19 protein-coding genes are annotated in these 23,895 nt (G+C 67.9%); 5 read left to right on the forward strand and 14 right to left on the reverse strand.

The features are described from left to right. Window positions 1–13 precede the first annotated feature (13 nt). A complete protein-coding gene (locus ACR4XW_RS08620) occupies window positions 14–1,849 on the reverse strand; it encodes an SdiA-regulated/phytase-like domain-containing protein (RefSeq protein ID WP_434760139.1) in 1,836 nt (611 codons plus the stop codon). Between the two features lie 228 nt (window positions 1,850–2,077). On the opposite strand from ACR4XW_RS08620, the gene ACR4XW_RS08625 reads away from it, so the two are divergent. Continuing rightward, a complete protein-coding gene (locus tag ACR4XW_RS08625; protein WP_434760140.1) occupies window positions 2,078–2,731 on the forward strand; it encodes a DUF7691 family protein in 654 nt (217 codons plus the stop codon). 77 nt (window positions 2,732–2,808) lie between these two features. On the opposite strand, the gene ACR4XW_RS08630 is transcribed toward ACR4XW_RS08625, so the two are convergent. Both ACR4XW_RS08630 and ACR4XW_RS08635 read right to left on the reverse strand, forming a co-directional pair. Beyond that, window positions 2,809–3,564, reverse strand: a complete 756-nt coding sequence (locus ACR4XW_RS08630; protein WP_434760141.1) for an alpha/beta fold hydrolase — start codon at window positions 3,562–3,564, stop codon at window positions 2,809–2,811. A gap of 44 nt (window positions 3,565–3,608) precedes the next feature. After that, window positions 3,609–7,007, reverse strand: coding sequence for a pyruvate carboxylase (locus tag ACR4XW_RS08635; protein ID WP_434760142.1), 3,399 nt, complete (start codon window positions 7,005–7,007; stop codon window positions 3,609–3,611). Between the two features lie 94 nt (window positions 7,008–7,101). Here ACR4XW_RS08635 and ACR4XW_RS08640 point away from each other — a divergent pair, with 94 nt between their 5' ends. Together ACR4XW_RS08640 and ACR4XW_RS08645 are read left to right on the forward strand one after the other, a co-directional pair. Continuing rightward, on the forward strand, window positions 7,102–7,674 hold the full coding sequence (locus ACR4XW_RS08640; RefSeq protein ID WP_434760143.1) for a nitroreductase/quinone reductase family protein: 573 nt from the start codon (window positions 7,102–7,104) through the stop codon (window positions 7,672–7,674). A 48-nt stretch (window positions 7,675–7,722) separates the two neighbouring features. Beyond that, entirely contained in the window at window positions 7,723–8,136 is a 414-nt protein-coding gene (locus tag ACR4XW_RS08645; RefSeq protein WP_434760144.1) for a hypothetical protein, read from the forward strand. A 269-nt stretch (window positions 8,137–8,405) separates the two neighbouring features. Here ACR4XW_RS08645 and ACR4XW_RS08650 read toward each other — a convergent pair whose 3' ends face one another. The 11 genes from ACR4XW_RS08650 to ACR4XW_RS08700 all read right to left on the reverse strand — a co-directional run bounded on the left by ACR4XW_RS08650 (window position 8,406) and on the right by ACR4XW_RS08700 (window position 21,487). Then, window positions 8,406–9,125, reverse strand: a complete 720-nt coding sequence (locus tag ACR4XW_RS08650) for a VIT1/CCC1 transporter family protein (protein ID WP_434760145.1) — start codon at window positions 9,123–9,125, stop codon at window positions 8,406–8,408. A gap of 110 nt (window positions 9,126–9,235) precedes the next feature. Then, window positions 9,236–9,802 (reverse strand): DUF4112 domain-containing protein, encoded by a 567-nt coding sequence (locus ACR4XW_RS08655; RefSeq protein WP_434760146.1) that lies wholly within the window; start codon window positions 9,800–9,802, stop codon window positions 9,236–9,238. A 112-nt stretch (window positions 9,803–9,914) separates the two neighbouring features. Further along, complete coding sequence (locus ACR4XW_RS08660; protein WP_434760147.1) at window positions 9,915–10,718, reverse strand: DNA-formamidopyrimidine glycosylase family protein; 804 nt, start codon at window positions 10,716–10,718, stop codon at window positions 9,915–9,917. Window positions 10,719–10,721: 3 nt separating this feature from the next. After that, complete coding sequence (locus ACR4XW_RS08665) at window positions 10,722–15,248, reverse strand: ATP-dependent helicase (RefSeq protein WP_434760148.1); 4,527 nt, start codon at window positions 15,246–15,248, stop codon at window positions 10,722–10,724. Window positions 15,249–15,347: 99 nt separating this feature from the next. Then, window positions 15,348–16,634 (reverse strand): MFS transporter, encoded by a 1,287-nt coding sequence (locus tag ACR4XW_RS08670; protein ID WP_434760149.1) that lies wholly within the window; start codon window positions 16,632–16,634, stop codon window positions 15,348–15,350. Between the two features lie 241 nt (window positions 16,635–16,875). Then, entirely contained in the window at window positions 16,876–18,378 is a 1,503-nt protein-coding gene (locus tag ACR4XW_RS08675; protein WP_434760150.1) for an NCS2 family permease, read from the reverse strand. A gap of 102 nt (window positions 18,379–18,480) precedes the next feature. After that, on the reverse strand, window positions 18,481–19,296 hold the full coding sequence (locus ACR4XW_RS08680) for a DUF3027 domain-containing protein (RefSeq protein WP_434760151.1): 816 nt from the start codon (window positions 19,294–19,296) through the stop codon (window positions 18,481–18,483). A gap of 2 nt (window positions 19,297–19,298) precedes the next feature. Then, on the reverse strand, window positions 19,299–19,682 hold the full coding sequence (locus ACR4XW_RS08685; RefSeq protein WP_434760152.1) for a cold-shock protein: 384 nt from the start codon (window positions 19,680–19,682) through the stop codon (window positions 19,299–19,301). Window positions 19,683–19,823: 141 nt separating this feature from the next. Beyond that, complete coding sequence (locus ACR4XW_RS08690; RefSeq protein ID WP_434760153.1) at window positions 19,824–20,009, reverse strand: tautomerase family protein; 186 nt, start codon at window positions 20,007–20,009, stop codon at window positions 19,824–19,826. An 8-nt stretch (window positions 20,010–20,017) separates the two neighbouring features. Continuing rightward, window positions 20,018–20,806 (reverse strand): IclR family transcriptional regulator, encoded by a 789-nt coding sequence (locus ACR4XW_RS08695; RefSeq protein ID WP_434760154.1) that lies wholly within the window; start codon window positions 20,804–20,806, stop codon window positions 20,018–20,020. A 12-nt stretch (window positions 20,807–20,818) separates the two neighbouring features. Next, on the reverse strand, window positions 20,819–21,487 hold the full coding sequence (locus ACR4XW_RS08700) for a cupin domain-containing protein (protein WP_434760155.1): 669 nt from the start codon (window positions 21,485–21,487) through the stop codon (window positions 20,819–20,821). Between the two features lie 152 nt (window positions 21,488–21,639). Here ACR4XW_RS08700 and ACR4XW_RS08705 point away from each other — a divergent pair, with 152 nt between their 5' ends. Together ACR4XW_RS08705 and ACR4XW_RS08710 are read left to right on the forward strand one after the other, a co-directional pair. Further along, window positions 21,640–22,920 (forward strand): MFS transporter, encoded by a 1,281-nt coding sequence (locus ACR4XW_RS08705; RefSeq protein ID WP_434760156.1) that lies wholly within the window; start codon window positions 21,640–21,642, stop codon window positions 22,918–22,920. A gap of 65 nt (window positions 22,921–22,985) precedes the next feature. Beyond that, complete coding sequence (locus ACR4XW_RS08710; protein WP_434760157.1) at window positions 22,986–23,885, forward strand: hypothetical protein; 900 nt, start codon at window positions 22,986–22,988, stop codon at window positions 23,883–23,885. The last annotated feature ends 10 nt before the right edge of the window (window positions 23,886–23,895 follow it).

Here is a 23,895-nt window from a genome sequence, read left to right on the forward strand (position 1 = left end):
GTCGGCGCCTTCATCACCGACCGCGGTTGAGCCACTTCAGGTCGGCCGCTTGTTCCTCCGCCGAACGGCGGGGACGCACCCAAGTGCCTTCGCTGTCTATGGCGTGATCGGGTTCGACCACCGAGGCACGCCGGGGACGGGGACGCACCGGTACGTCCGGCTCCCCCTCGCTGATGGTGAAACTGCGGCGCGGCTCGGCGGTGGGCAGCGGGGCATCGTCCTCGGGCAGGATCGCGCGCCGCGGTACCGGCTCGGGTTCCATCGCGGCCGGAGGAACTGCCGTTGCCGGGGGAACCTGAGTGGGCGGAACTGCTGCCGGCGGGACCGCTGTCGCCGGAGGAGTGTGGGTGGGCGGTGGCCCGACCGGCGCATCGGAGGCGGGCGGCCCTGGGACAGGCGCGGCGGGCATCGGGGCACTGGGCATCGGCGCTCGCGGCATCGGAGCAGCGGGCATCGGCGGCCCGGGCATGGCTGGCCCCGGGGCGGAAGGATCGGGCAGCAACGGGTCGGGCGCAGCCGTGGGTTCCCGGAAGGGGCTCTCGGCGGCCGGTTGGCTCGGCAGATCGAGCTGCTCGACCGGGGGTGGGGTGTAATCCGGTTCGGGATCTGCGAACAGCGGACGGGCCTGTTCGACCTGCGCCGGGTCGGCGATCAACGGACGAGCGGGTTCGGCCGGTTCCTGCGCGACGAAGGGCGAGGCGGGTTCGGGCTCGGGGAAGGGCGACTCGGCTGCGGCGGGTGCCGGCTCGGGGAACGGGGATTCGTGGACGGGCTCGATCGGTTCCGGTTCGGCGGGTTCGATCGGCTCCTCGGCCGGCCCCGCCGCGGCAGGGGCTCGGCGTCCGGCACCGATGAAGTAGACCACCCCGGCCGAGGCCAGTGCCAGCACACCCGCGGCCAGTACCGCGACCATGGTGCCGGTGCGCTCCCCACCGTCGCGGTCATCGGCCGGCGGGGCGTCCTCGGCGTTCTCGGTGGGTTCGGGAGTTTGCGGTTTCGGGTCCGGCTTCGGCGACGCCGGTGGGGTCGGGCCCGGAGCCGGCGCCTCCTTCAGGTCGTCGGGTATCGCGACCCGCACCACGGGCTGCTTCTGCCCGCTGCTGCCCAGAATCAACGACTGCCGATCCAGCGACAGGGCCAGCGCCTCACCCTGCTGCTGCCACGGGGCCGGCGCCCGGGCGGCGACCTGATAGGTACCCGAGTCCAGAATCTCGATCGAGGTGTAACTGCGGGTGGCGATCCGTCCGTCATCGAGGAAGACCGCGTCGGTCACCCAGGCCGGGGCGTCGCCCACCTTGGTCAGTTCGTTGTTGATGCCGCTGCGTGGTGGCCCGTTGGTGGCCCAGACCTCACCCTTGGCGGCATGGGTGATCACGAACAATTGACCGTCGTCGCCGACCAGCATCGCGCGGGCATCGCGCCGCTCACCGTCGGAGTACGACATCTCGAACGTGCGGACGTCCTCGGGCTGGCGACCCACCGGTTGCGGGTTGGCATAGCGGTACACCGCGATCGAGTCGCGGGTTCCGTCCTTGTCGCCGATGTCGGCGATGTAGAGGCGTGAGCCGATGTAATAGACGCCTTGGGGATCTTCCATGGTCCGGCCGAAGCGCACCGTGCCTTCGACCGAACCGTCACTGCGCAGGGCCATGGCGCGGTCGGAGTCGGGGCCGGAGTTCACCGTCCAGTACATCTGCCGGTCGCGGTCGGCGGCCAGGCCGGAGGCCTTCTGTACCCGTTCGTCGGTGACCTCGAAGATGACGTCGTCCTCGGCGGCGGCAGGCACGGCAAACAGAACCAGGGCCAGCAGCATTACCGCCCCGCTCAGCGCACGCCTCAGCTTTCGCATGCCCCCACTTTCCGCCTCAACGGGTTCCGTCAACGCAGGCGAGCGTACCCAACGGCAGATCCTTTTCTCTCATCGCCCGGCCACCGCCCCGATGATCACCACAACGATCATCAGGACCATCGCGCCGATCAGGATCAGGCGGCTCGTGCGGGGATTCACCCGCAACACCTTACGCGCAATCCCCGCGCCCCCACCCCATCCGGGCCGGAGCTGGGCTAGCGTTGCGGTATGGGCGAGCTGCGCTTGTACGCGATCGGCATCGACGAAATCCGAGCCATGTTCGGTGCCGACGAGCATCGTGGCGCCCAACTGCGTGAGATCGCCGCAGCCGACCTGACCCCACCCGCCCCGCCGAAACAGCGCGGTCTGCTCGGGGTGCTGGGGCCGATCTTCAAACGTCCCCCCGGCACCGTCCCGGTCGACCCCGACCAGCCCCGGGCCGCGGATCTGGAGGACCAGATCGCCGGCCGGCACCCCGATCCCGACCGGTTGGTCGCCCGCTGGCGACTGCTCGAGGTGCTGGTCACCGGCACCGCGTGGTCATCGACGAAGCTGCCACTGCCCGGCACCTTGCTCAACGACATCGACTTCTCGATGGCCTGCGTGGGCGTGCCGACCTCGCTGAGCCTGGCCAGCCTGCTGGACGATGACCTGCGCACCGGACTGCCCCCGTTGCCGGGGCTACGCGTGGGGTTCTGCCATCACCCGCGTGCCCTGGCCCGGGCGGAGGCCTACCGGGACGCGGTCGAGTTGATCTCCGAGCCCGAGCGCGCCGAGGCGGTCGAGAAGATCGCCGCCTGGCTGTCGGGGTTCGTCCGTTGGGGCGAGTTGGCGCCCGAACTGGGCCGGCCCGAGCCGTCCCTGGTCGGTTTCTACTCCTGAATGCAACCGTCCCTCGTTCCTGCGGCACGAACTATGTCGCGCAGGAACGAGGGACGGATGCGTTTACGAAAGGGACGTCAGCCGAGGGCCTTCTCCAGGGCGGTGACGAAGTTCACCGGGGCCTCGTACATCGGGTAATGACCGGCGTTGGCGATCACCTGCAGGGTGGCGTCGGGGAAGTTGGTCAGCCAGGTGCCCTTGACCCCTTCGGGCCCGGACGCCGGGTCGTTCTCACCGACGATCACGTGCACCGTGGGGTGTCCTTCGGCCGGGAGTTCCTCGGCGAAGTCGTCCAGGCCCCAGGCGGTGAAGTATGCGCCGTAGGCCTCGGGGGTCGAGTGTGCCAGCGAGTACTCGGTCATCTTGTTCAGCCAGGTGGCGGTATTGCGGTTGCCGGTGGTGAAATCCAGAATCGTGTATCGCTTCTCGGTGTCGTGCGCGGCGCCCTGGAACAGCGCCAACCCGTCGTCGTCCCATTCCAGCGCGGCCGCGCCGATCGGGGAAACCCCGACGATCGTGGTGACCCGGTTCGGGGACTTCAACCACACCTTCTGGGCGGCCTTGCCACCCATCGAGTGACCGACCACCGCGAAGCTGTCCCAGCCGAGTTCGTCGGCGATGGCCAGGGCGTCGTCGGCGATCTCGTCGTTGGTGAACTCCCCCGGTACGTCCATCCGGTCGCCGTAGCCGCGGTAGTTGACGAAAGCCCAGGTGTATTTCTCCTGGTCGATCAGGTCGGGCAGGTATCCCCAGCCGTTGGCGTCACCGAACCAGCCGTGCAGGGCCAGCACTCGAATCGGCCCGTTGCCGATGACCTTCGCAGTGTTGCTCACGATGTGCTCCTTTTCGTGGTGATCCGGGGTTGGGTACGAGTCTCTCAACGAACGACGACGACCAGGTCGCCGCCCTCGACCGATTGCACCGCGCCGAGGGCGATCCGTTCGACCTTGCCGGCCACCTGGGTGGTGATCGAGGCTTCCATCTTCATCGCCTCGATGGTGGCGACCTGCTGTCCGGCACTGACCTCGTCACCCTCGGCAACGGTCACGCTGACCACCCCGGAGAACGGGGCGGCGACGTGGCCCTTGTCGGACGGGTCGGCCCGTTCGGCCGACTTCACGTCCACCTGGATCGACTCGTCGCGCACCCGCACCGGACGCAACTGGCCGTTGAGCTGGGTCATCACGGTGCGCAGGCCGCGTTCGTCGGCATCGCCGATCGCTTCCAGCCCCAGGATCAGGCTGACACCCTTTTCCAGGTAGGCGCTGGATTCGACGCCCTGGCGCAGACCGTAGAAGTAGTCCAGGGTCGACACATTCGACAGGTCGCCGTAGTCCTCCCGGCCGGCCTCGAATTCCTTGGTCGGGCCGGGGAACAGCAGCCGGTTCAAGGTGACCTGCCGCTCGCGTCCGGCTTCGGCGAGCTTGGCCTCGTCCTCGGCGGAGATCTCCTCCTCGCGGATCTTCACGGTGCGACCCTCCAGGGCCTTGGACCGGAACGGTTCGGGGAAGCCGGCGGCCGGCTCGCCCAGTTCACCGGCGAGGAAGCCGATCACCGAGTCGGGCACATCGAAGGATGCCGGATTCTCCTCGAACTCGGCCGGGTCGGCACCCACCGCGACCAGATGCAGGGCCAGGTCGCCCACCACCTTGGACGAGGGGGTCACCTTGGTGGGTCGGCCCAGGATCCGGTTCGCCGCGGCGTACATCTCCTCGACCGCCTCGAAGCGGTCGCCGAGGCCAAGGGCGGTGGCCTGCTGGCGCAGGTTCGACAACTGGCCGCCGGGGATCTCGTGGTCGTAGACCCGTCCGGTGGGTCCGGGGATGCCTGATTCGAAGGGTTGGTAGACCCGGCGCACGGCCTCCCAGTAGGGCTCGAGGTCCATCACCGCACGCAGGTCGAGTTTGGTCGGACGGTCGGTGCCGGCCAGGGCAGCGACCAGAGCGGAGGCGGCAGGTTGGCTGGTGGTGCCGGCCATCGAGGCGCTGGCCACGTCCACCGCGTCCACCCCGGCCTGCACCGCGGCGAACAAGGTGGCGACCTGGCCACCGGAGGTGTCGTGGGTGTGCAGATGCACCGGCAGGTCGAAGCGGTCCCGCAGTGCGGTGACCAGCTTGGTCGCCGCCGGGGCGCGCAACAGGCCGGCCATGTCCTTGATCGCCAGGATGTGGGCTCCGGCCTCGACGATCTGTTCGGCCAGATTCAGGTAGTAGTCGAGGGTGTAGAGGTCCTCGTCCGGGTCCATCAGGTTGCCCGAGTAGCACAGCGCCACCTCGGCAACGGCAGTGCCGGTGGCCCGTACCGCGTCGATCGCCGGCCGCATCTGCTCGATGTCGTTGAGCGCGTCGAAGACCCGGAAGATGTCGATGCCAACCTCGGCCGCCTCCTCGACGAAGGCCTCGGTGACCCGGGTCGGGTACGGGGTGTAGCCGACGGTATTGCGTCCGCGAAGCAGCATCTGCAGGTTCTGGTGCGGCAGCGCCGCGCGCAACTTGGCCAACCGCTCCCAGGGATCCTCACCGAGGAACCGCAGGGCGGTGTCGTAGGTGGCGCCACCCCAGCATTCGATCGAGAACAACTGCGGCAGCATCCGGGCGATCGCCGGGGCCGGCACCAGCATGTCGATGGTGCGCATTCGGGTGGCCAGCAGCGATTGGTGGGCATCGCGCATCGTGGTGTCGGTGATTTCCACCTCGTTGCACTCGCGCAGTTGCCGGGCGAAACCCTCCGGGCCCAGTTCGCGCAGTCGGTCTCGGGCCCCGGCGGGCACCTCGGCGTTGGTGTCGAACTCGGGCAGCTTCTCGTAGGGGTGCACCGTGGTGGGCGCCGGGCCGTCCGGCTGGTTCACGGTCTTCTCCGCCACCCAGCGCAGCAGCCTGGTGCCGCGGTCGGCCGGTACCCGCGAGGCCAGCAGGTGCGGGTGGTCGTCGATGAAGGCGGTGGACAGGTCACCGGCGAGGAAGGCCGGTTCGGCCAGCACCGCCTGCAGGAACGGAATGTTGGTGGATACGCCACGGATCCGGAACTCGGTGATCGCCCGGCGGGCCCGGGCCACGGCCAGATCGAAGTCGGCGCCGCGGGCGGTGAGCTTGACCAGCATCGAGTCGAAGTGGGCGTTGATCTCGGCGCCGGTGCTGGCGGTACCACCGTCCAGTCGGATGCCCGCACCACCGGCGGAGCGGTAAGCGGTGATCGTGCCGGTGTCGGGACGGAAGCCGTTGGCCGGGTCCTCGGTGGTGATCCGCAACTGCAGCGCCGCCCCGCGGATCTCCAGGTTCTCCTGGCTGATGCCGAGATCGTCCAGCGATTCGCCGGCCGCGATCCGCAACTGGGCCTGCACCAGGTCGACGTCGGTGATCTCCTCGGTGACGGTGTGCTCGACCTGGATGCGGGGGTTCATCTCGATGAACACGTGCTCCCCGGCACGCTCCCCCTCGGTTTCGACCAGGAACTCGACCGTGCCGGCGCAGGAGTAGCCGATCTGCTGGGCGAACTTCACCGCATCGGTGGTGAGCGCCTCACGCAGTTCGTCGCTGATATTGGGTGCCGGTGCGATCTCGACGACCTTCTGGTGCCGGCGCTGCACCGAGCAGTCGCGTTCGAACAGGTGCACCACATTGCCGTGGGTGTCGGCCAGGATCTGCACCTCGATGTGGCGGGGGCGTCCCACCGCCTGCTCGACGTAGACCGTCGGGTCACCGAAGGCGGCCTCGGCCTCGCGCATCGCCTGGTCGAGGTTCTCGCGCAGTGCGTCCGCAGTGTCGATCCGGCGCATGCCGCGGCCACCGCCACCGGCGACGGCCTTGACGAAGACGGGGAAGCCGATCTCCTCGGCACCGGCGACCAGTTCCTCCACATCGGTGGACGGGGCGGTCGACTTGAGGGTGGGCAGTCCGGCCTTGCGGGCCGACTCGATGGCGCGCACCTTGTTGCCGGCCAACTCCAGCACCTCGGCGGGCGGGCCGACGAAGGTGATGCCCTCGGCGGCACAGGCCTCGGCCAGGTCGGGGTTCTCCGAGAGGAAGCCGTAACCGGGGTAGATCGCGTCCACCTCGGCGAGTTTCGCGACCCGGATCATCTCCTCGATGTCGAGGTAGGCGCGCACCGGGTGGCCGCGCTCACCGATCAGGTATGACTCGTCGGCCTTGATCCGGTGGACGCCGTTGCGGTCTTCGTAGGGGAACACCGCAACGGTGCGCATTCCCAACTCGACCCCGGCTCGGAACGCGCGGACGGCGATTTCACCACGGTTGGCGACCAGCATCTTCGAGAACATGTTCCGAACTCTATGACCCCACCACATTCGCTGGCGAGGGTGTTCGTGACAGTGAAACGTCCCGCTGCCCTCACCCCGGCTCTAGGCTGGGGGCATGCAGAGTCCGACCGCCCTGTGGCACGCCTTCAACCAGTCGGTGATGATCCCGGCGCTGCGCTCCCCGGTGGGCAGGTTCCTGCACAGCCCGCTGATCGGGTACACCGCGGTGCTCAATACCACCGGACGCCGCAGCGGCAGGACTCGTGCCGTCCCGTTGAGTTACGCCCTGCGTGACGGCCATATCCATTTCGTTTCCGGGCTCGGCGAGGAGAGTCACTGGTACCGCAATCTGCTGGCGAACCCCCGGGTGGTCGTCCAACTGCCCGGACGGGTGTTCGAGGGCGTGGCCGAACCGGTCACCGACCCGGCCGAGGCACTGTCGGCCCGGACTGCGATCCTGCGGACGAGTTGGGTCACTTTGTTGGCCCTGGGCCTGCCGCCGGTCGGGGTGACCGAGGCGCAGGTCGCCGAGAGCACCCTGGGTGATCGTCCGGTGGTGCGGGTGCGCACCGTCGAACCGGTCGAACCCGGTATCTGGGATCCGGGAAGCTGGGGATTCGCCCTGCCGCATGTTGTGGCGCCGATCGTGGCCGTCGGCCTGTTGCGCAAGCTGCGTCGCGGCCGGTGATCAGACCTCCGACGCGTCGGCGGGAATCATCGTCGGGGCCGTGTCAGGATGACCGCCGTGTACATCCGCTTCCAGTCCCCGCACCCCGGCAAGCGCGGCGTGCACACCGGGGTATTCGGCCTGGCCAATGGGCTCGGTCGATCAGGTGAACTCACCGCCGAGGAACATCGCGACTGGCGGGCCGGTAACGACTGGTTCAACGACGCCTACCCGGACCCCAGCGCCACCGACCCGTCGGTTTACGACCAAGCACTGCACCCGCGCGCGACAGCATGGTTCAAATCCAGTGCCACCCATCTGCTGGACCGTGTGCCGCGTTATCTCGAGATCCTCACCGCACACGGTGTTGCCTGTCTGCGGGTCGAGGCCGAGGACCCGGGTCGGGTGATCTACGAGGACGACGTCCAGATCGTCGTCGTGCCGCATGACGAGGACGCGCAAATGTCCTTCCATCCGCAGTAGCGGGGGCCGGTGCCCGGCGGGGCCTTGCCGGCGGAGCCCGAGACCCCTGGCCTATCGGCCTCGGGTCGCTTCCCAGCTAGCGTTGCCGCAACCTTGCTGCCGGAACTGGCCTGATTCCGAGCCGTCAAACCACATACGTGGATGCCGGGACGAGAACAGGCTGGTTGCAGCAGGGGATGGCTGTGCCGAGGGAACTGCTGCGCGAGATGGGAACCAAGATCGTGTGACTTTTTGCTCGCCTGTCGGGCAAAAAGTCACACGATCTTGGATCAGTCGAGTTGCAGCCCGACGGCGGAGCCGATCAGGTAGGTGATCGCCATCGCGATCATGCCGCCCAGCACATTGCGCAGCAGGGCCCGCACCGGCGGGGCACTGCCCAGGCGCGCGCTGACGAAACCGGTGATCGCCAGGGCAACGCCCGCTGCGAGCACGGTTCCGGCGATCCGGTACGCGTCCGGCAACAGCAGGATGGACAGCAGTGGCAGGGCTGCACCGACCACGAAGGCGACGATCGAGGCGAAGGCGGCCTGCCAGGGATTGACGACCTCATCGGGGTCGATGTTCAACTCCACCTCGGCATGGGCGGCCAGGGCATCGTGGCGGGTCAGTTCCTCGGCAACCTGCTGGGCGAGATCGGGATTGAGGCCCTTGGCGCGGTAGAGCCCGGCGAGTTCGGCGAGTTCGGCCTCGGGATGCTCCTCGAGCTCCCACCTCTCCAGGTCGAGCAGGGCCTTCTCGGTGTCACGTTGGGTGGACACCGAGACGTACTCCCCGACCCCCATCGACAGGGCACCCGATGACACACCGGCCAGTCCGGCGATCAGCAGCGTGCCGGGTCCACTGCCCGCGGCGGCGATACCGATCAGCAGGCTGGAGACCGAGACGATGCCGTCGTTGGCGCCGAGCACCATGGCCCGCAACCAGTTCAGCAGGGCGCTGCTGGATCCGGTGTGGGCCTCGTGCGCATGCCGGTGATGGGTTCTGCTCATCGGCCATGTCCTCCATCGGCTGACGTCGGTGGCTGGTCGTGATCACCCCGGACAGTACACGGTTCTTGCGGGCATCTAGGCGGTCTCACGAACGTCCGCCGGGGCCGGGTTCAGCGCGTCCGCATCTGGTCGAGGAAGTTCAACAGCACCACAATGCCGACGATGCCGAGGATGGCCAGACCCAGCACCACGAGCAGGATCATCGCGATGGCCGCGATCACGTAGCCCACGCCCCGGTGCTTGCTGGTGTGGCCCGAGGCGATGGTCTTGTCGAGCAGGCGCAGGTTGCGGGTGTTGCCGCGAAAGGCCATGTCGACGAAGGGCCCCACCGCGGGGATCAGGCCGACCGCCCAGTCGATCACCACATTGCCGAGCATCCGCAGCAGTACCGGCAGCGGCACCCGGCAGCGCACCGCGTCCATCAGCACGACTCCGTTCATCACCGTGCCGGCCGCATCTCCCACGCCCGGGATGAAGGACAGCAGCGCGTCGGCGCCGATGGTGAAGTTGGTGCCCGGCACCCGGATCAGTTCGTCCATCACGTGCGACAACCGGCGAGTGCCCCTGGCCGGGGTGGGTACCACCGTGCCGTGCACGGTGTCCTCGCCGGGGGCCAGCCCGGCCAGCTTCGGGTCGGTGTAACGGCGCCGGTCATTCGCATCGGAAAGTGGGCTCACCACTCCAGCCTAGGGCCCGTGCCCGGATCAGACCTTCATCCACCCGGGTGGAGTATCGGATCGGAGCGCGGAATCCGGATGCTGCGGACGCTCGCGCCGGGGCCGGGCTGCTTCAGCCCGTCCGGGAACCGACCGACTGGCAGGACGGGCAATAGAAGATCGTGCGCTCGCGGGTCGGTGGGCCGGCCATCTCCACCCGAATCGGGGTGCCGCAGCGCCGGCAGGTGTTGCGGTGTCGACCGTGGACGTAGGTATTGCGTCCGGGACGCAGATCACCGGTGCTGGACGGGATCGCGTGGGCACAACTGGCCTGCAGGAACCGCTGCGCCCGATTGACCAGGCTGAGCAGTTGGGCCTCGGAGAGATCGGCGGCCGGGGTCCACGGGTCGAGGCGCTCGGCGAACAGGGTCTCGGCCGCCCAGATCGTGCCGATTCCGGCCAGGCAGCGCTGATCCAGCAGCGCCGCGGCGATCGTGTCGGGATGCTGCTGCAGATTGTGCACCGCGACCTCGGCGTTCCAGTTCTCACCGAGCAGATCGGGGCCCAGGTGACCGATCAAGGTGTGCTCCTCGGCGGTCGGTACCACGTCCAGCATGCCCAGGTTGTGTCCGATCGCCAGGTACTCGTCGGTGCCCAGCAGCGCGCGAACCTTGTGACCACCGGCGCGCGCCCCGGGACGGTCGATGATCCAGGATCCTTCCATCCGCAGGTGGGAGTGCACCGTCCAGGCGCGATCGTCCAACGTCAGCCGGTGCAGCAGGTGTTTGCCGTAACTGGCCACCTCGATGGTGGTGGCACCGGTGAAGTCGTACTCGGCCACCGAGGGCCAGCGCAGTTCGCAGCGGGTCAGTAGCCGGCCGGCGAAGACCCGATGCAGCCGCAGCGCGGTGCGTTTGACGGTGTCACCCTCGGGCATGGCTCATCGCCTGATCCGGATGCCGCGCGGCAGGTGGTGGAAACCGGCCGCCAACATGGCGGCCACCCAGGGGTGTTCGGCGGTGTGGATGTCGGCGCCGTCGATGCGGTCGATGCTCAGCCCCGACATCCGTCCGCTGCGTACCAGCGCGACCAGCTGCGCGGCCGCTTCGGTGATCTGGTCGTCGGTGGCGGGCCAGGTCAGCATGGTGCGGCCGCCGCGTTCCAGGTAGCCGATCAGGGCTCCGTCGGCGAGCAGCACCAGCGCGCCGGCTTTGCGGGCGGGCCGGTGGGCCGGGGTTTCGGGCCAGCCGAGGGCTGCGCCATAGGGGTTGGCCGGGTCGGTGGCGGCCACGATCAGGACGGGTTGGTCGGTGCCGGTGCGCAGCCGGTCGATCGCCCCGGTGTCGGCGAACTGTGCCGCGCCCAGGCCTTCGACGAAGTAGCCACGTCGGACCTTGCCGGCGGCCTCGGCAGCGCTGAGCACCTGATAGACCCGGGCGAAACCACCGGGGATGTCCTCGGCGACCACACTGCCGCGGGTGAGTACCCCGTAGCGGTCGAGCAGGATGTCGGCGGTCAGCAACGCCTCCTGGGTGGCGTCGAGTTCCATCGTCGGCGTCAGCGACCAGCGTCCCGGTGGGCCGGGGGTCGGCAGGTTGCCCGCGATCCGGGCCCGGTGTCGGCTGCGCCCTCGGGCCGCCGGCACCCGGGCCTTGTGGGTGGTGCGGCCGCCGGCGAGTCGTTGCCGCAGCGGGGCCAGGGTGTCGTTGGTGACCAGCCCGTCCCACACCAGTTGCCAGAGTTCCTCGGCCGCACCGGGCCCGGCCGTCGACAGGGTGCTGAAGAAGTAGCCACCGCCATCGGCCAGCAGTTCCAACAGTGCGGCCCGGGTGGGGTTGTCGGCCCCGGACGGGTGGGGTGCGGTGTGGCTGAAGCCGGCCAGAGCTGCCGGGTACAGCGAGATCCAGCCGTCGTTGCCGGCCAGGGCCCCGTGACCGCGCCAGCCGACTTCACCGGCGGCGCACAGTTCGTCCAACATCGCGGGACGATAGTCGGGCACTCGGGCGGGCAGGACGACCGATTCGACGGCGCTGGCCGGGAGCACCGCACCGGCCAGTTGCTCCACCGCCTGCAGGACACCGTCCACACCCCGGCCCCGGCCGAGGCCCTGCCAGCCGGTGAGAAAACGGGCATAGTCGGCCTGCGGTACCGGTTCGATCTCGGCGCGTAGCGCGGCCACCGTTCGGCGCCTGATGGTGCGCAGCACCTGGGGGTCGCAGAACTCGGTGCCACTGGCGCCGGGCCGAAACTCACCGGTGAGCAACCGGCCTTCGCTCACCAACCGGGCCAGGTGATCACTCACCACCGCGACGCCGAGACCCAAAGTGCCGGCCAGTTCGGTGGCGGTGAACGGGCCGTGGGTGCGGGCGAAGCGCGCGATCAACTCCCCCAGCGGGTCGTCGACCGGCTCGGTGAAGACCGCCGGCACTCCCAGTGGCAGGGCGACCCCCAGACCGTCGCGGAGCCGTCCGGCGTCCTCGATCGCGGCATAGGTGCGTTGCCCGCCAACCTGGTGGGCCGGGAAAACCCGGGCAGCGTCCACCAGTTCGGTCAACCATCGGGGCACGGCATCGGGCTCGCGGCAGCGTTCGGCCAGTTGTTCGGCGGTCAGCGGGCCGAGCACGCGCAGCAGGTCGGTGAGGTCGTCGGCGTCCCGGGCCTTGCGGGTCTCGGTGAGGTGTTGCAGTTCGGCCTCGGTGCGCTCGATCGCTTCGGGGTCGAGCAGATCGCGCAGACTCGGGCCGGCACCGGTGCCGAGCAGTTCGCCGAGCAGGTCGGGGTCGACGGTCAGTGCGGCGGCCCGCTTCTCGGCCAGCGGCGCATCGCCCTCGTAGATGAACTGGGCGACATAGCCGAACAGCAGCGACGAGGCGAACGGGGAAGGCCGGGGTGTAGTGGCCTCAACAACGTGGACGTCGCGGCTGCGAACCCGGGCCATCAGCTCGGCCAGGCCGGGCAGGTCGAAGACGTCCTGGAGACATTCGCGTACCGCTTCGAGCACGATCGGGAAGTCGGGAAACTGCGCGGCGACCTCGAGCAGTTGCCCGGCTCGCTGGCGTTGTTGCCACAGGGCTTGGCGTTGTCCGGGGCGTCGGTTGGGCAGCAGCAGGGCCCGTCCGGCACATTCGCGGAACCGGGCGGCGAACAGGGCCGAGCCGCCGACCTGCTCGGTGACCAGGTTGGTGATCTCCTCGGGGTCGAAGATGATCAGGTCGGCAATATCGGGGGCGGCGCTCTTGGGGTCGTCCTCGGCCCAGGGGTCTCCGGTGTCGGGCAGCCGCAGCACGATGCCGTCGTCGGCGTACATCGCCGACACCTCAACGCCGAACCGTTCGCGCAGCGCGGCACCGATCGCCAACGACCAGGGGGCGTGTACCGGCGCACCCCAGGGAGTGTGGATCACCACCCGCCAGTCACCGAGTTCATCGCGGAAGCGCTCCACCACGATCGTGCGGTCGTCGGGCAGAGCGCTGATCGCCTCGCGTTGTTCGGCGAGGTAGCCGACCAGGTTGTCGACGGCCCGCTCGTCCAGGGTGTTCAGTCGGGCGTGGGCCTGCTCGGGGCTGAGGGCGGCCACTTCGCGGACGAAGGCGCCGACCGCGGCCCCCAGTTCGGCCGGACGCCCGATGGTGTCGCCCTTCCAGAACGGCAGTCGGCCCGGTTCGCCCGGGGCCGGGGCGACCAACACCTGGTCGTGGGTGATCTCCAGCACCCGCCAGGTGGAGGTGCCCAGGGTGATCACGTCACCGACCCGGGATTCGTAGACCATCTCCTCGTCCAGTTCGCCGACCCGGCGTCCTGGCCCGTCGCCGGCGACGAAGACCCCGAACAGGCCGCGGTCGGGAATCGTTCCGCCGGAGGTGACCGCGAGCCGTTGCGCGCCCCGACGGGCGACCAGGGTGTCGGTGCCGCGATGCCAGGTCAGCCGTGGCCGCAGTTCGGCGAAGGCCTCGGAGGGATAGCGACCCGACAGCATGTCGAGCACCGATTCCAATACCGGACGGGTGAGCCCGGTGAAGGGGGCGGCTCGGCGCACCATGGCCTCGAGTTCGGGCACGGTCCAGTCGTCCATTGCCACCGCGGCGACGATCTGTTGGGCCAGCACATCGAGCGGGTTGCGGCCGACGCTGAGGTGTTCGATCGCCCCGGCCAGCATCCGTTCGGTGGTCACCGCGCAGGGAACCAGATCACCGCGGTACTTCGGGAAGAACACCCCACGCGAAACCGCGCCGACCTGGTGCCCGGCCCGTCCGACCCGTTGCAACCCCGAGGCCACCGACGGCGGCGCCTCGACCTGCACGACCAGGTCGACCGCGCCCATGTCGATACCCAGTTCCAGTGACGAGGTGGCGACCACCGCCGGCAGCCGTCCGGCCTTGAGGTCTTCTTCGATCACGGCGCGCTGGTCGTGCGAGACCGACCCGTGGTGGGCGCGAGCCAGGTCGCCCGAATGGGGACGCGAATAGGCCGTGGCGGTGGACAGGTTCGTCGAATGTGGCGCGCCGCCGATTCCGGAAAGCTCGCCGGCCGACTCCACTCCGCGGCGTTCGTCGGCGATCTCGTTCAGCCGGGTGGTGAGGGTTTCGGCCAGCCGCCGCGAGTTGGCGAAGACCAGGGTGGAGCGGTGTTGTTCGATCAGGTCGACGATGCGTTCTTCGACATGGGGCCAGATCGAGCTGCGCCGCGGTTCGCCCGCGGCCGGGCCGAGCAGCGATTCGGGTTGCCCGGGCTGCCCGATCGCGGCCAGATCGTCGACCGGCACCTCGACGCTGAGGTCCCAACTCTTGGTGCTGCCCGGATTCACCACACTGACCGGACGGCCGCCGGCCAGGAACCGCGCCACCTCCTCGACCGGACGCACGGTGGCCGACAGGCCGATGCGTTGGGCCGGCCGCTCCAACAGGTGGTCGAGCCGTTCCAGTGACAGGGCCAGGTGTGCCCCGCGTTTGGTTCCGGCCACCGCGTGAATCTCGTCCACGATCACCGTCTCGACGGTGCGCAGCGCCTCGCGGGCCTGCGAGGTCAGCAACAGGTAGAGCGATTCGGGCGTGGTGATCAGCACGTCATCGGGGTGTTGGGCGAATCGGCGCCGCTCGGCCGCCGGGGTGTCACCGGAACGCACCGCGACGCTGATCTGCGGCGGCGTGGCGCCCAGTCGGGCCGCGGCGTGCCCGATGCCGACCAGCGGTGCACGCAGGTTGCGTTCCACGTCCACCGCCAGGGCCTTCAGCGGGGAGATGTACAGCACCCGACAGCCGGCGTCCTCGCGTTCTTCGTCGGCGGCCAGCCGGTCGATCGCCCACAGGAACGCCGCCAAGGTCTTACCCGAACCGGTGGGTGCCACCACCAGGGTGTGCTCCCCGGAGCTGATCGCCTGCCAGGCCCCGGCCTGGGCGGCAGTGGGCGCGCTGAAGCTCGTGTCGAACCACTCCCGGGTGGGGGCGGTGAAGCGTTGCAGCACGCTCATCAGGACTCCACGATCTTCAGCATCTCCGCGATCTTCGAGATGATGCCACTGTGCCAGCAGTCACCGACACTGTGTCGGCCCCGGTTCGGATCCTGCTCGTCAGCGCCGATCGCGGGGGTCCGGCGGCTTCACGCCCAGGTTGCGCACATCCAGCCGCGGCGGACGCATTCCGGCGCGCACCCGCAGGTGTTTCAGGCGCACCACGATGAACACGGTGAGCAGGATCCCGATCACGGTCAACACGCCGCTGGACAGTAGCGTCCATTGCGGCCCGAGCAGTTCACCGAAAATACCGATCACCGGGGATCCGAGCGGGGTGCCGCCGAGCAGCACCATCGAGTACAGCGCCATCACCCGGCCGCGCATCGCCGGATCGGTGTGCAACTGCACGTTGGCGTTGGACGAGGTCAGGGTCAGGATCGCGAACAGGCCGCTGAACGGCAGCAACACCAGATAGGCCCAATAGTTCGGCATCAGGCCGATCGCGAAGTTGAGCAGACCGAAGGCCAAGCTGGTGGCCACGATGAACCGCACCCGCGGGGCCCGTCCACGGCGGGCGGCCCACAGGGCACCCAGCAGGGAGCCGATCGCCATCACCGATCCGGCCACGCCGTAGTCCTCTGCGGTGCGCAGATAGTGCTGCTGCACCATCACTGCATTGGTCATCTGGAAGTTCATCCCCCAGGTGCCCACGTTGAAGGCGATGCCGAGCACCAACAGCAGGTCGGCCCGCTCCCGCACATAGCGAACCCCGGCCCGGATCTGTCCCTTCATCCGGGGGGCGCGTTCGGCCAACCTCAGTTTGCTCGCGTCCAGAACCCCGAGGGCGATCAGGAAAGCCAGATAGCTGAAGGCGTTCAGCAAAATCGCCCAGCCCGATCCCCAGCGGTGGATGATCACCCCGGCGATCGCCGGCCCGATCAGCCGGGCCAGGTGAAAGCTCACCGAGTTCAGCGCCACCGCATTGGCCAACAGCGCCGGTGACACCAATTCGGAGACGAATGATTGCCGGGCGGGCATGTCCAGGGCCGATCCGACGCCGAAGATCAGGGCCAGCAGGTAGACGTGCCACACCTCGGCGTGGCCGAGCAGGGTGATCAGACCCAGTGCCAGGGCACACAGCGCCATCCAGGTCTGGGTCAGCCGCAGCACGACCCGTTTGTCGAAGCGGTCGGCCAGCACCCCGCCGTAGGGCGACAGCACCAGCGCCGGGGCGAACTGCAGGGCGGTGGTGATACCGACCGCCACCGCCGAGCCGTCGGAGAGTTCGAGCACCAGCCAGTCCTGGGCGACCCGCATCAGCCAGGTGCCGATGTTCGACAACAGAGCACCGGTGAAGTAGGTGCGGTAGTTGTAGTCCCTCAGGGCTGCGAAGGTGCGGGCCAATGCTCTCCGATCTGTGCGTCGCCCTCCTGCTTATCACGTCACCCAAGACACCGGACGGGTGCGGACGGTTCGCCGGGGTACCAAAACCCCCAACTCAGCCGGCCGTTTCGGGGGTTGCGGGCTGTTTCGCGGGGGTGAGTTGGGGGTTTTGGTACCCCACCGCCGATGGCACGGGGCTGAAGCACCCCGGAATTGCATGTCGCGCCCAACCTCGAGGTCGAGCGCGACATGTGAACCGGGTTCAGGACAGCAGCGGTGAGAACACGCCCTGGACGAAGTAGAAGATGAACAGCAGCGCCACCACGTACATCAGCGGGTGCACCTTGGCGGCCTTGCCGCGGACGGCCTTGAGCACCACGTACAGGATGAAGCCGGCGCCGATCCCGACGGTGATCGAGTAGGCGAAGGGCATCATCACGATGGTCAGGAAGGCCGGCAGCGCCTCCTCCATGTCGTCCCAGTTGATCGAGGTGACCTGCGACATCATCAGGAAGCCGACGAACACCAGCACCGGGGCCACGGCTTCGGAGGGGACGATGTTGATCAGCGGGGAGAAGAAGATCGCGAGCAGGAAGCCCACCCCGGTGACCACCGAGGCGATACCGGTACGGGCACCGGCGGCGACACCGGAGGCCGACTCCACGTAGGCGGTGTTGGACGACACCGACCCCAGACCACCGGCGGCCGCCGACAGCGAGTCGACCATCAGGATCGCGCCCAGGTGCGGCGGGTGACCCTTCTCGTCCAGCAGGTTGCCCTCGGCACCGACCGCGACCACGGTGCCCATGGTGTCGAAGAAGTCGGCCAGCAGCAGGGCGAAGATCAGCATCGCGATGCCGATCGTGGTGACGTTCTCCTGGCTGAAAGCCCCGAACATGTCGACCCGACCGAGCAGGCCGAAGTCGGGCAGGGAGATCACCGAATCGGTGGCCGGGACGTTCAGCGACCAGCCGGTGGGGTTCGAACCGTCGGGCGCCATCGGGCCGATCTTGCTGACCGCCTCGATGATCGCCGCGAGGGCGGTGGCCACGATCACCGAAATCAACAGGGCGCCCTTGACCTTGCGGGCATAGAGCACCGTCACCAGCAGCAGGCCGATCACGAAGACCGTCATCGGCCAACCGATCAGCGAGCCGTTGATACCGAACTCGACCGGAACCGCACCCTGCGGCTTGCGCACGATGCCGGCGTTGATCAGCCCGACGAAGGTGATGAACAGGCCGATACCCACCGCGATCGCGGTGCGCAGGGTGGCCGGGACGGCGCGGAAGACCGCGGTGCGGAAGCCGGTGAGCACCAGCAGAGCGATGATGATGCCCTCCCAGACCACCAGGCCCATCGCCTGCGGCCAGGTCATCTGCGGGGCGATCACGTAGGCGAGCAGAGCATTGAGCCCCAGGCCCGCGGCGATACCGAGCGGATAGCGACCGACCACACCCATCAGCATGGTCATCACCCCGGCGATCAACGCGGTGGCGGCGGCCACCATCGCGATCGACGCACCGACATTGGCCCCGATCACCTCGCCGGCGGCGTCCAGGTACGGCTGACCCGAGATCAGGTTGCCGTCCTTGTCGGGCGCGGTGCCGATGATCAGCGGGTTCAGGGCGATGATGTAGGCCATCGCGAGGAAGGTGACCAAGCCGCCGCGAACCTCGCGGCCGGTGTTGGACCCACGTTTGGTGATCTCGAACCAGCGGTCGAGCCGACCGGTGGCGGAATTCTCGGTGTCAACCGTGCTCATGGGCGACATCGTAGGGCTGATCGCGGCAGCATCCGAAATGAGCTCACCATCGTTACCCGCGGGTTACCCGGGGTCGGTGTGGACGCTCTATCGGGAAGGCGTTCAGTCCCAGGGGACGACGTCGAATTCGATCGTGTCCCAGACCGCCGGGGGACGTTCGGCGATCCGCGATTCGGCCACCGCATCGGAGTGGCCACCGCAGCCGTGATGCAGGTGCACCACCGAGCCGTCGGACGGGGAATGGTGGTTCGCGCACACCCCGAACAACCGTCCCAGCGAACCGGACAGCCGGACGAAATAGCCGCAGCTCACGCAATCGGCCGGGGCCTGGCGTGACATCTCGTTGTCCGGGCCGCCGTCGCCGTCCAACCATCGTTCGGCGGCCTCGTCGCGGCCTTCCACCGACAGCAGCCGGCTGCGGCCCAGGCCGAGTTCGGCCACCAAGGCGCGGGTGATGCTCGCATCGGCCGGGTCGGCGTCGGCGGCGTCATCGGCACCGCCGGTGTAGCCGGGCACCAGCCGCGGGTCGTTGTCAGGGGTGGGGGCAACCAGGCCGGGGGCGATGTCGCCGGGCTCGACCCGGTCGGCGTAGGGCACCCAATCGGGGGCGACCAGGGCGTCCGGGCCGGGCAGAACGACCACTTCGTTGACCGTGGCGTGCTTGGCCCGGGCGGCCCGGGTCACGGTCACCGACCATTGCCAGCCCCGGTAGGCGCGATGGGTCGCGGCGAAACGGTGGGTGACCACCCGAACGTCCTCGGCGACGCAGCCGTAGTACTCCCCGATCGGTTCCAGGGCGACCTCGGCGGCCGCTTCGCGGGCCAGATCGACCGCCTCGGCGCAGATCGGGTCGAGTTCAATGGCCCGGCGCGATCGCGGGGCGGCAGTTTCGGTGGGCTGTTCGGTGGTTTCGGTCACGTCTACAATTCCAGTTCGTCGGCCACGGCACGCAGCACCGAAGCCACTTTCTTGGCATGTCGACCATCGGGGTGGCGACCATGGCGGTAGCCGTTGCCCAGACCGTCCAACATCTTGATCAGGTCCTCCACGATAACCGCCATTTCCGCAGGCTTCTTGCGCTGGGCCTTCGACAACGACGGCGGTGCGTCGATCAACTGTACGTGCAGGGCCTGTTCACCCTTGCGTCCTTCGATCACGCCGAACTCGACCCGCTGGCCGGGCTTCAGTGAGGTCACCCCGGGAGGCAGCGCGGAGGCGCGGACGAAGACATCGCCACCGTCGTCCTTGGCCAGGAAGCCGAAACCCTTCTCGGCGTCGTAGAAGCGCACCTTGCCAGTCGGCACGTCAACCTCACTTGTGAAATAGGCATGTGACCCTCCGGGTGGAGGGCGGGATCAACGGCCAATCCTATCGACATCGCACCCTGCGGGCGAAGTGTATTCCGCTGATGACGACCCCGCCCCTCCCGAACCGGACGGACGCGACTACTGCTCGCTCTTCAACACATTGCCAACGGCGAACCGGGTCTTGGGCACTTCGTTCACCATCACCCGCACGGTCTCGAGCGGCGCATGGAGTTCTTCGGCCGCGACCTCGGCAACCCTCTTGATGAACGCCTCGACGTGGGCATCAGGTCGCCCTTCGACGAGAGTGACGTTGATGATCGGCATGCTTGCTCCTAAATCTCGTTGGAAAGTTCCGCAGTGGCCGCTTGGTAGCCGAGCAGCTTCGAGACCTGATCAGCGGCCTCGAGCAGCGATTCGACGAAGGCCCGGGGCGGTTCGGCCGGCAGAAAGTGCGTCGCCGCCACAATCGCGAGCGTCGCACGGATGGTGCCGTCGAAGGAGAAGACCGGGGCGGCGACGGCGTTGATGCCGTCGAAGGTCTCGTCGGGGGCTCCGGCCCACCCCCGTTGCCGAACCTGTGCAACCTCGCGCCACAACGCCTCGGGATCCATGATCGTCTTGTCGGTGCGACGCTCGCTGATCTGCCGCCCCCACAACATTTTTTGCTCTTCGTTGGCAAAGGCCAGGGCAACTTTCCCCTGGGCCGAGGAGTTGTAGCCGAATCTCGTACCGGGCAGCATCACCACGTCAATGGGCGAGCCGCCTGCCAGGACCACCACCGGCGTCACCGCCATCGCAGTGAGTTCCGAAAGCACCACGGTCTGCTGCACGCGGCCCCGGAGTTCCTCCATCACCGGTCGGGCGGTGGCGACCAGGTCGGAATGGGTGACGGCCCGTTGGGCCAGCATCAGAAGGCGCCACCCCGCGCTGTAGCGACGTGTGTCACTGGATTGCGCCAGGTATCCGGCATCACGCAACCCGGTGAGATGCCGGTGCGCCCGTCCCTTGGTGATGTTCAGTTCGGTCGCCATCTCGGACACGCCCCAATCACCGGAGCGACTGACGACCTGTTCGAGAATGCGCAGGCTGAGCAATGGTGACGATTTCGCCTGCTCATCCACGACGGCCCCCAACTACATGATTCGTTCGCAGAGCACGCGGTACTGCTGCATGTTCGGCTTATCCCAGTCCTGGGGATAGACGATTCGGATGGAGCTTACCCCCTTCAACTGGCTGGGCAGGATGAAGCAACGGACGAAGGTCGTCGACTCCTCTTCGGTGGTCGGAGCGAAGACCGGTAGGACACCTTTCTCCACCCATGGCGATCCGGCCGGGTGCGTGTGCCGCTCCCCCTCGGTCTCGATCGTGATCTCACCATTGAGCGTGATCCGGATTCCCGGACCCTGGTGCAGGTGCGTCCAGGCGATGCCGCCGGGGGGAAAGGTCACGGTGTCGCACCGCATCAACCAGTCGTACCTGTCATCGAACTCGAAGTCCGCCTTGATCTTGAGTTCGGTTTCGGCCTGGGGTGCCGAACGCAGGTGGAAATCCTCGTCCCGCAAGTCGTCCCCGTCCGCCAGCTCCCACCGCCACAACACCGTGTCGACGGTTCCGTTGATCAGGGTCACCTGATCACCCTCGGTTACGGCATGGCCCTCACGCGCGAACTGACTGCGTGAATCGGTGACGAAGTCACATTCGCCCGAACGCACATAGATCGCACGGTCGCCGCGCGGCAAGTAGATCGGTTTGGCACCGGCCAGGAGCCTGTCCTCGAACAGCCGCAGAGTCCGGATAGTCATTCACCCCTCCTCGATATTGTTTCGCTCAACGATACGCACGTATCGATGTAAGTGACAAGATGTTCCTATTTCCAGTATTTGGTGTTATGTTCAGAAAGATTGTCACGGTGTCTGATATATGCGTCTCGCTCAACGAAACCCGGAGGCTGAGGATGGACCAGGAAGCAGCAACCGCCAGCGGACCCTGGTGGAGGGGCAGAACGAAGAACCAATGGCGATCCTTCTTCGCCGCCTTCATGGGTTGGGCGTTGGACGTGATGGATCTGATGCTCTTCTCGATGCTGATCACTTACGTGATCGCCGAGTTCAACTCCGACCGCACCGTCGCCGGAACCATCGCGTCATTCACGCTGTTGGCATCAGCAGCCGGCGGGTTCATCTTCGGGCTGATCGCCGACCGCATCGGACGCACCCGATCCATGGTGCTCAGCATCCTGTGTTACTCGCTGGGAACCGTGCTGTGTGGCCTGTCCACCAGCATGGGGATGCTGCTCGTTTTCCGGATCGTGGTGGGCCTGGGCGTGGGTGGCGAGTGGGGCGCCGGAGCCGCCCTGGTCACCGAAACCTGGCCGGCGCGGGTGCGGGGGCGGGTGATGGCCTTCGTGCAGAGCGCCTTTGCTGTCGGCTACATCCTGGCCGCCCTGATTGCCGCCGTGTTCGTGCCAACTCTCGGCTGGCGCTGGGCCTTCTTCTTCGGAGTCGTTCCGGCAGCACTTGCCTGGTGGATCCGTCGACGGACCGATGAACCCCAGGTCTGGAAGGACGTCAAGGTGCGCCTGACGACGGGTCAGGCACTCAAGGCGCTGTTCGCCAACCATGCACGCTACTTCTGGGTGGGCTTCGCCTTCACGGGTGCGGCCATGCTCGGATACTGGGGCCTGTTCACCTGGATTCCGAACTACCTGGGAACTCCGGTGGAAGAAGGCGGACGTGGGATGGACCTGTTGGGGTCGACCATGTGGATCGTCATCATCCAGTTGGGTGCCTGGCTGGGCTTCGTCAGCTTCGGATTCGTGGCCGACTGGGTGGGCCGTCGCTGGGCCTTCATCATCTACTTCCTGGTGGCCACGGTCTGCGTACCGGTGTTCATCGCCCTCGAGGCCCCCGCGGCGGTGCTGGTCTTCGGCGTGGTGATGGGACTCTTCGGCACCGGGTTCTACTCGGGCTTCGGGCCCACCTTCGCCGAGATGTTCCCGACCGAGATTCGCGCATTCGCCCAAAGCCTCATCTACAACGGTGCTCGTGCCCTGAGCGCGGTCTCACCCTTCGTGATCGGCGTTGCATCGAAGACCTTCGGGGTCGGTGGCGCCCTGACCATCACCGCAGGCTTCTACTTCTTGGCAGCCGTGATCGTGTTCTTCTTCCTGCCGGAGACCCGGGGAACCGACTTGAGCGAGGTGGGACACCGAGAGGTCTCCTCCGCCGATGACTGATCAGGCGGAGGGCCGGACCTCATCGGACGGCTGGAGGCCGGACCGGAAGCGCCTAGACTGACCCCGTGGCGACTTGGGAGGACGGGCCGGAATACGCCCCACATGAACCCCCGGCGCACTTTGCTGCCCCCGAAACCGCGCCGCTGTCGACCGCACCGGTTCGTCCCACCCCCTCGGCGGGTGCTCCGGTGCAGCCGCCCCGTGAGTTCGCCGCACCACAGGCCGCCCCATTGGCGCAGATCGGCACCGGACCGGGCCTGAACAGCCGTAACCCGTCCCAGCCCTTCGCGGTGGCCGCGGCCACGATGACCGACGGCACCTCGGCCTGGGGAGCGGCGCATTCGATGCGCAATGCCGAACCGGCCGCCGAGCAGTGGGCTCCCCCGCAGGGGACCCCAGCCGTGCCCACCGGGGCATCGAGACGCGACGGCGGTCGCGATCCGCTGCGTCCGATCAACATCGGCAATACCGCCGCCCCCGCCGAGCAGAACTGGGCTCCCCCGCCGGGTTCGGCCCGCCCGGCCGGCACCGCCGTTGCGCCCCACACAGCTGCTTCCACCACCCCGTACGGGGCACCGCCGGCCCCCGGCGTGCCGGACTTCAGGCCCGCGCCGGGCCCACCGGCATCGGGGCTGCGTGGTGCTGCCGAAGCCGTGGTGCGGCTCTTGACCCCGCCGCTGGTGGTGAGCCTGGTACTGGGATTGATCCCCCCGATCGCGCCGGTGATGCTGCTGGTGTCGATGGCCCTGTCGCTGCGTCTGGATCCCCGGCTGACAGCGGTGCGCAACGGCATCATCGCCGGCACCGCCTATCTGATCTTCATTGCCCTGCTGTCGCTGTTGAGCTCGGATTGGTGGGGTACCACGACGAATTGGGGCTGGGTCGTGAACGCCTTCGCCCTGGTGTATGCCGTAGCCATGGCGCATCTCACGGCAGCCAAAGAGGCCCGGAACCACTCCAGGTGATGGATTTGTC

Origin of the sequence: Pseudenemella bisphenolivorans, from assembly GCF_051133435.1 — a bacterium.
In the GTDB taxonomy this organism is placed as follows: domain Bacteria; phylum Actinomycetota; class Actinomycetes; order Propionibacteriales; family Propionibacteriaceae; genus JAAYAO01.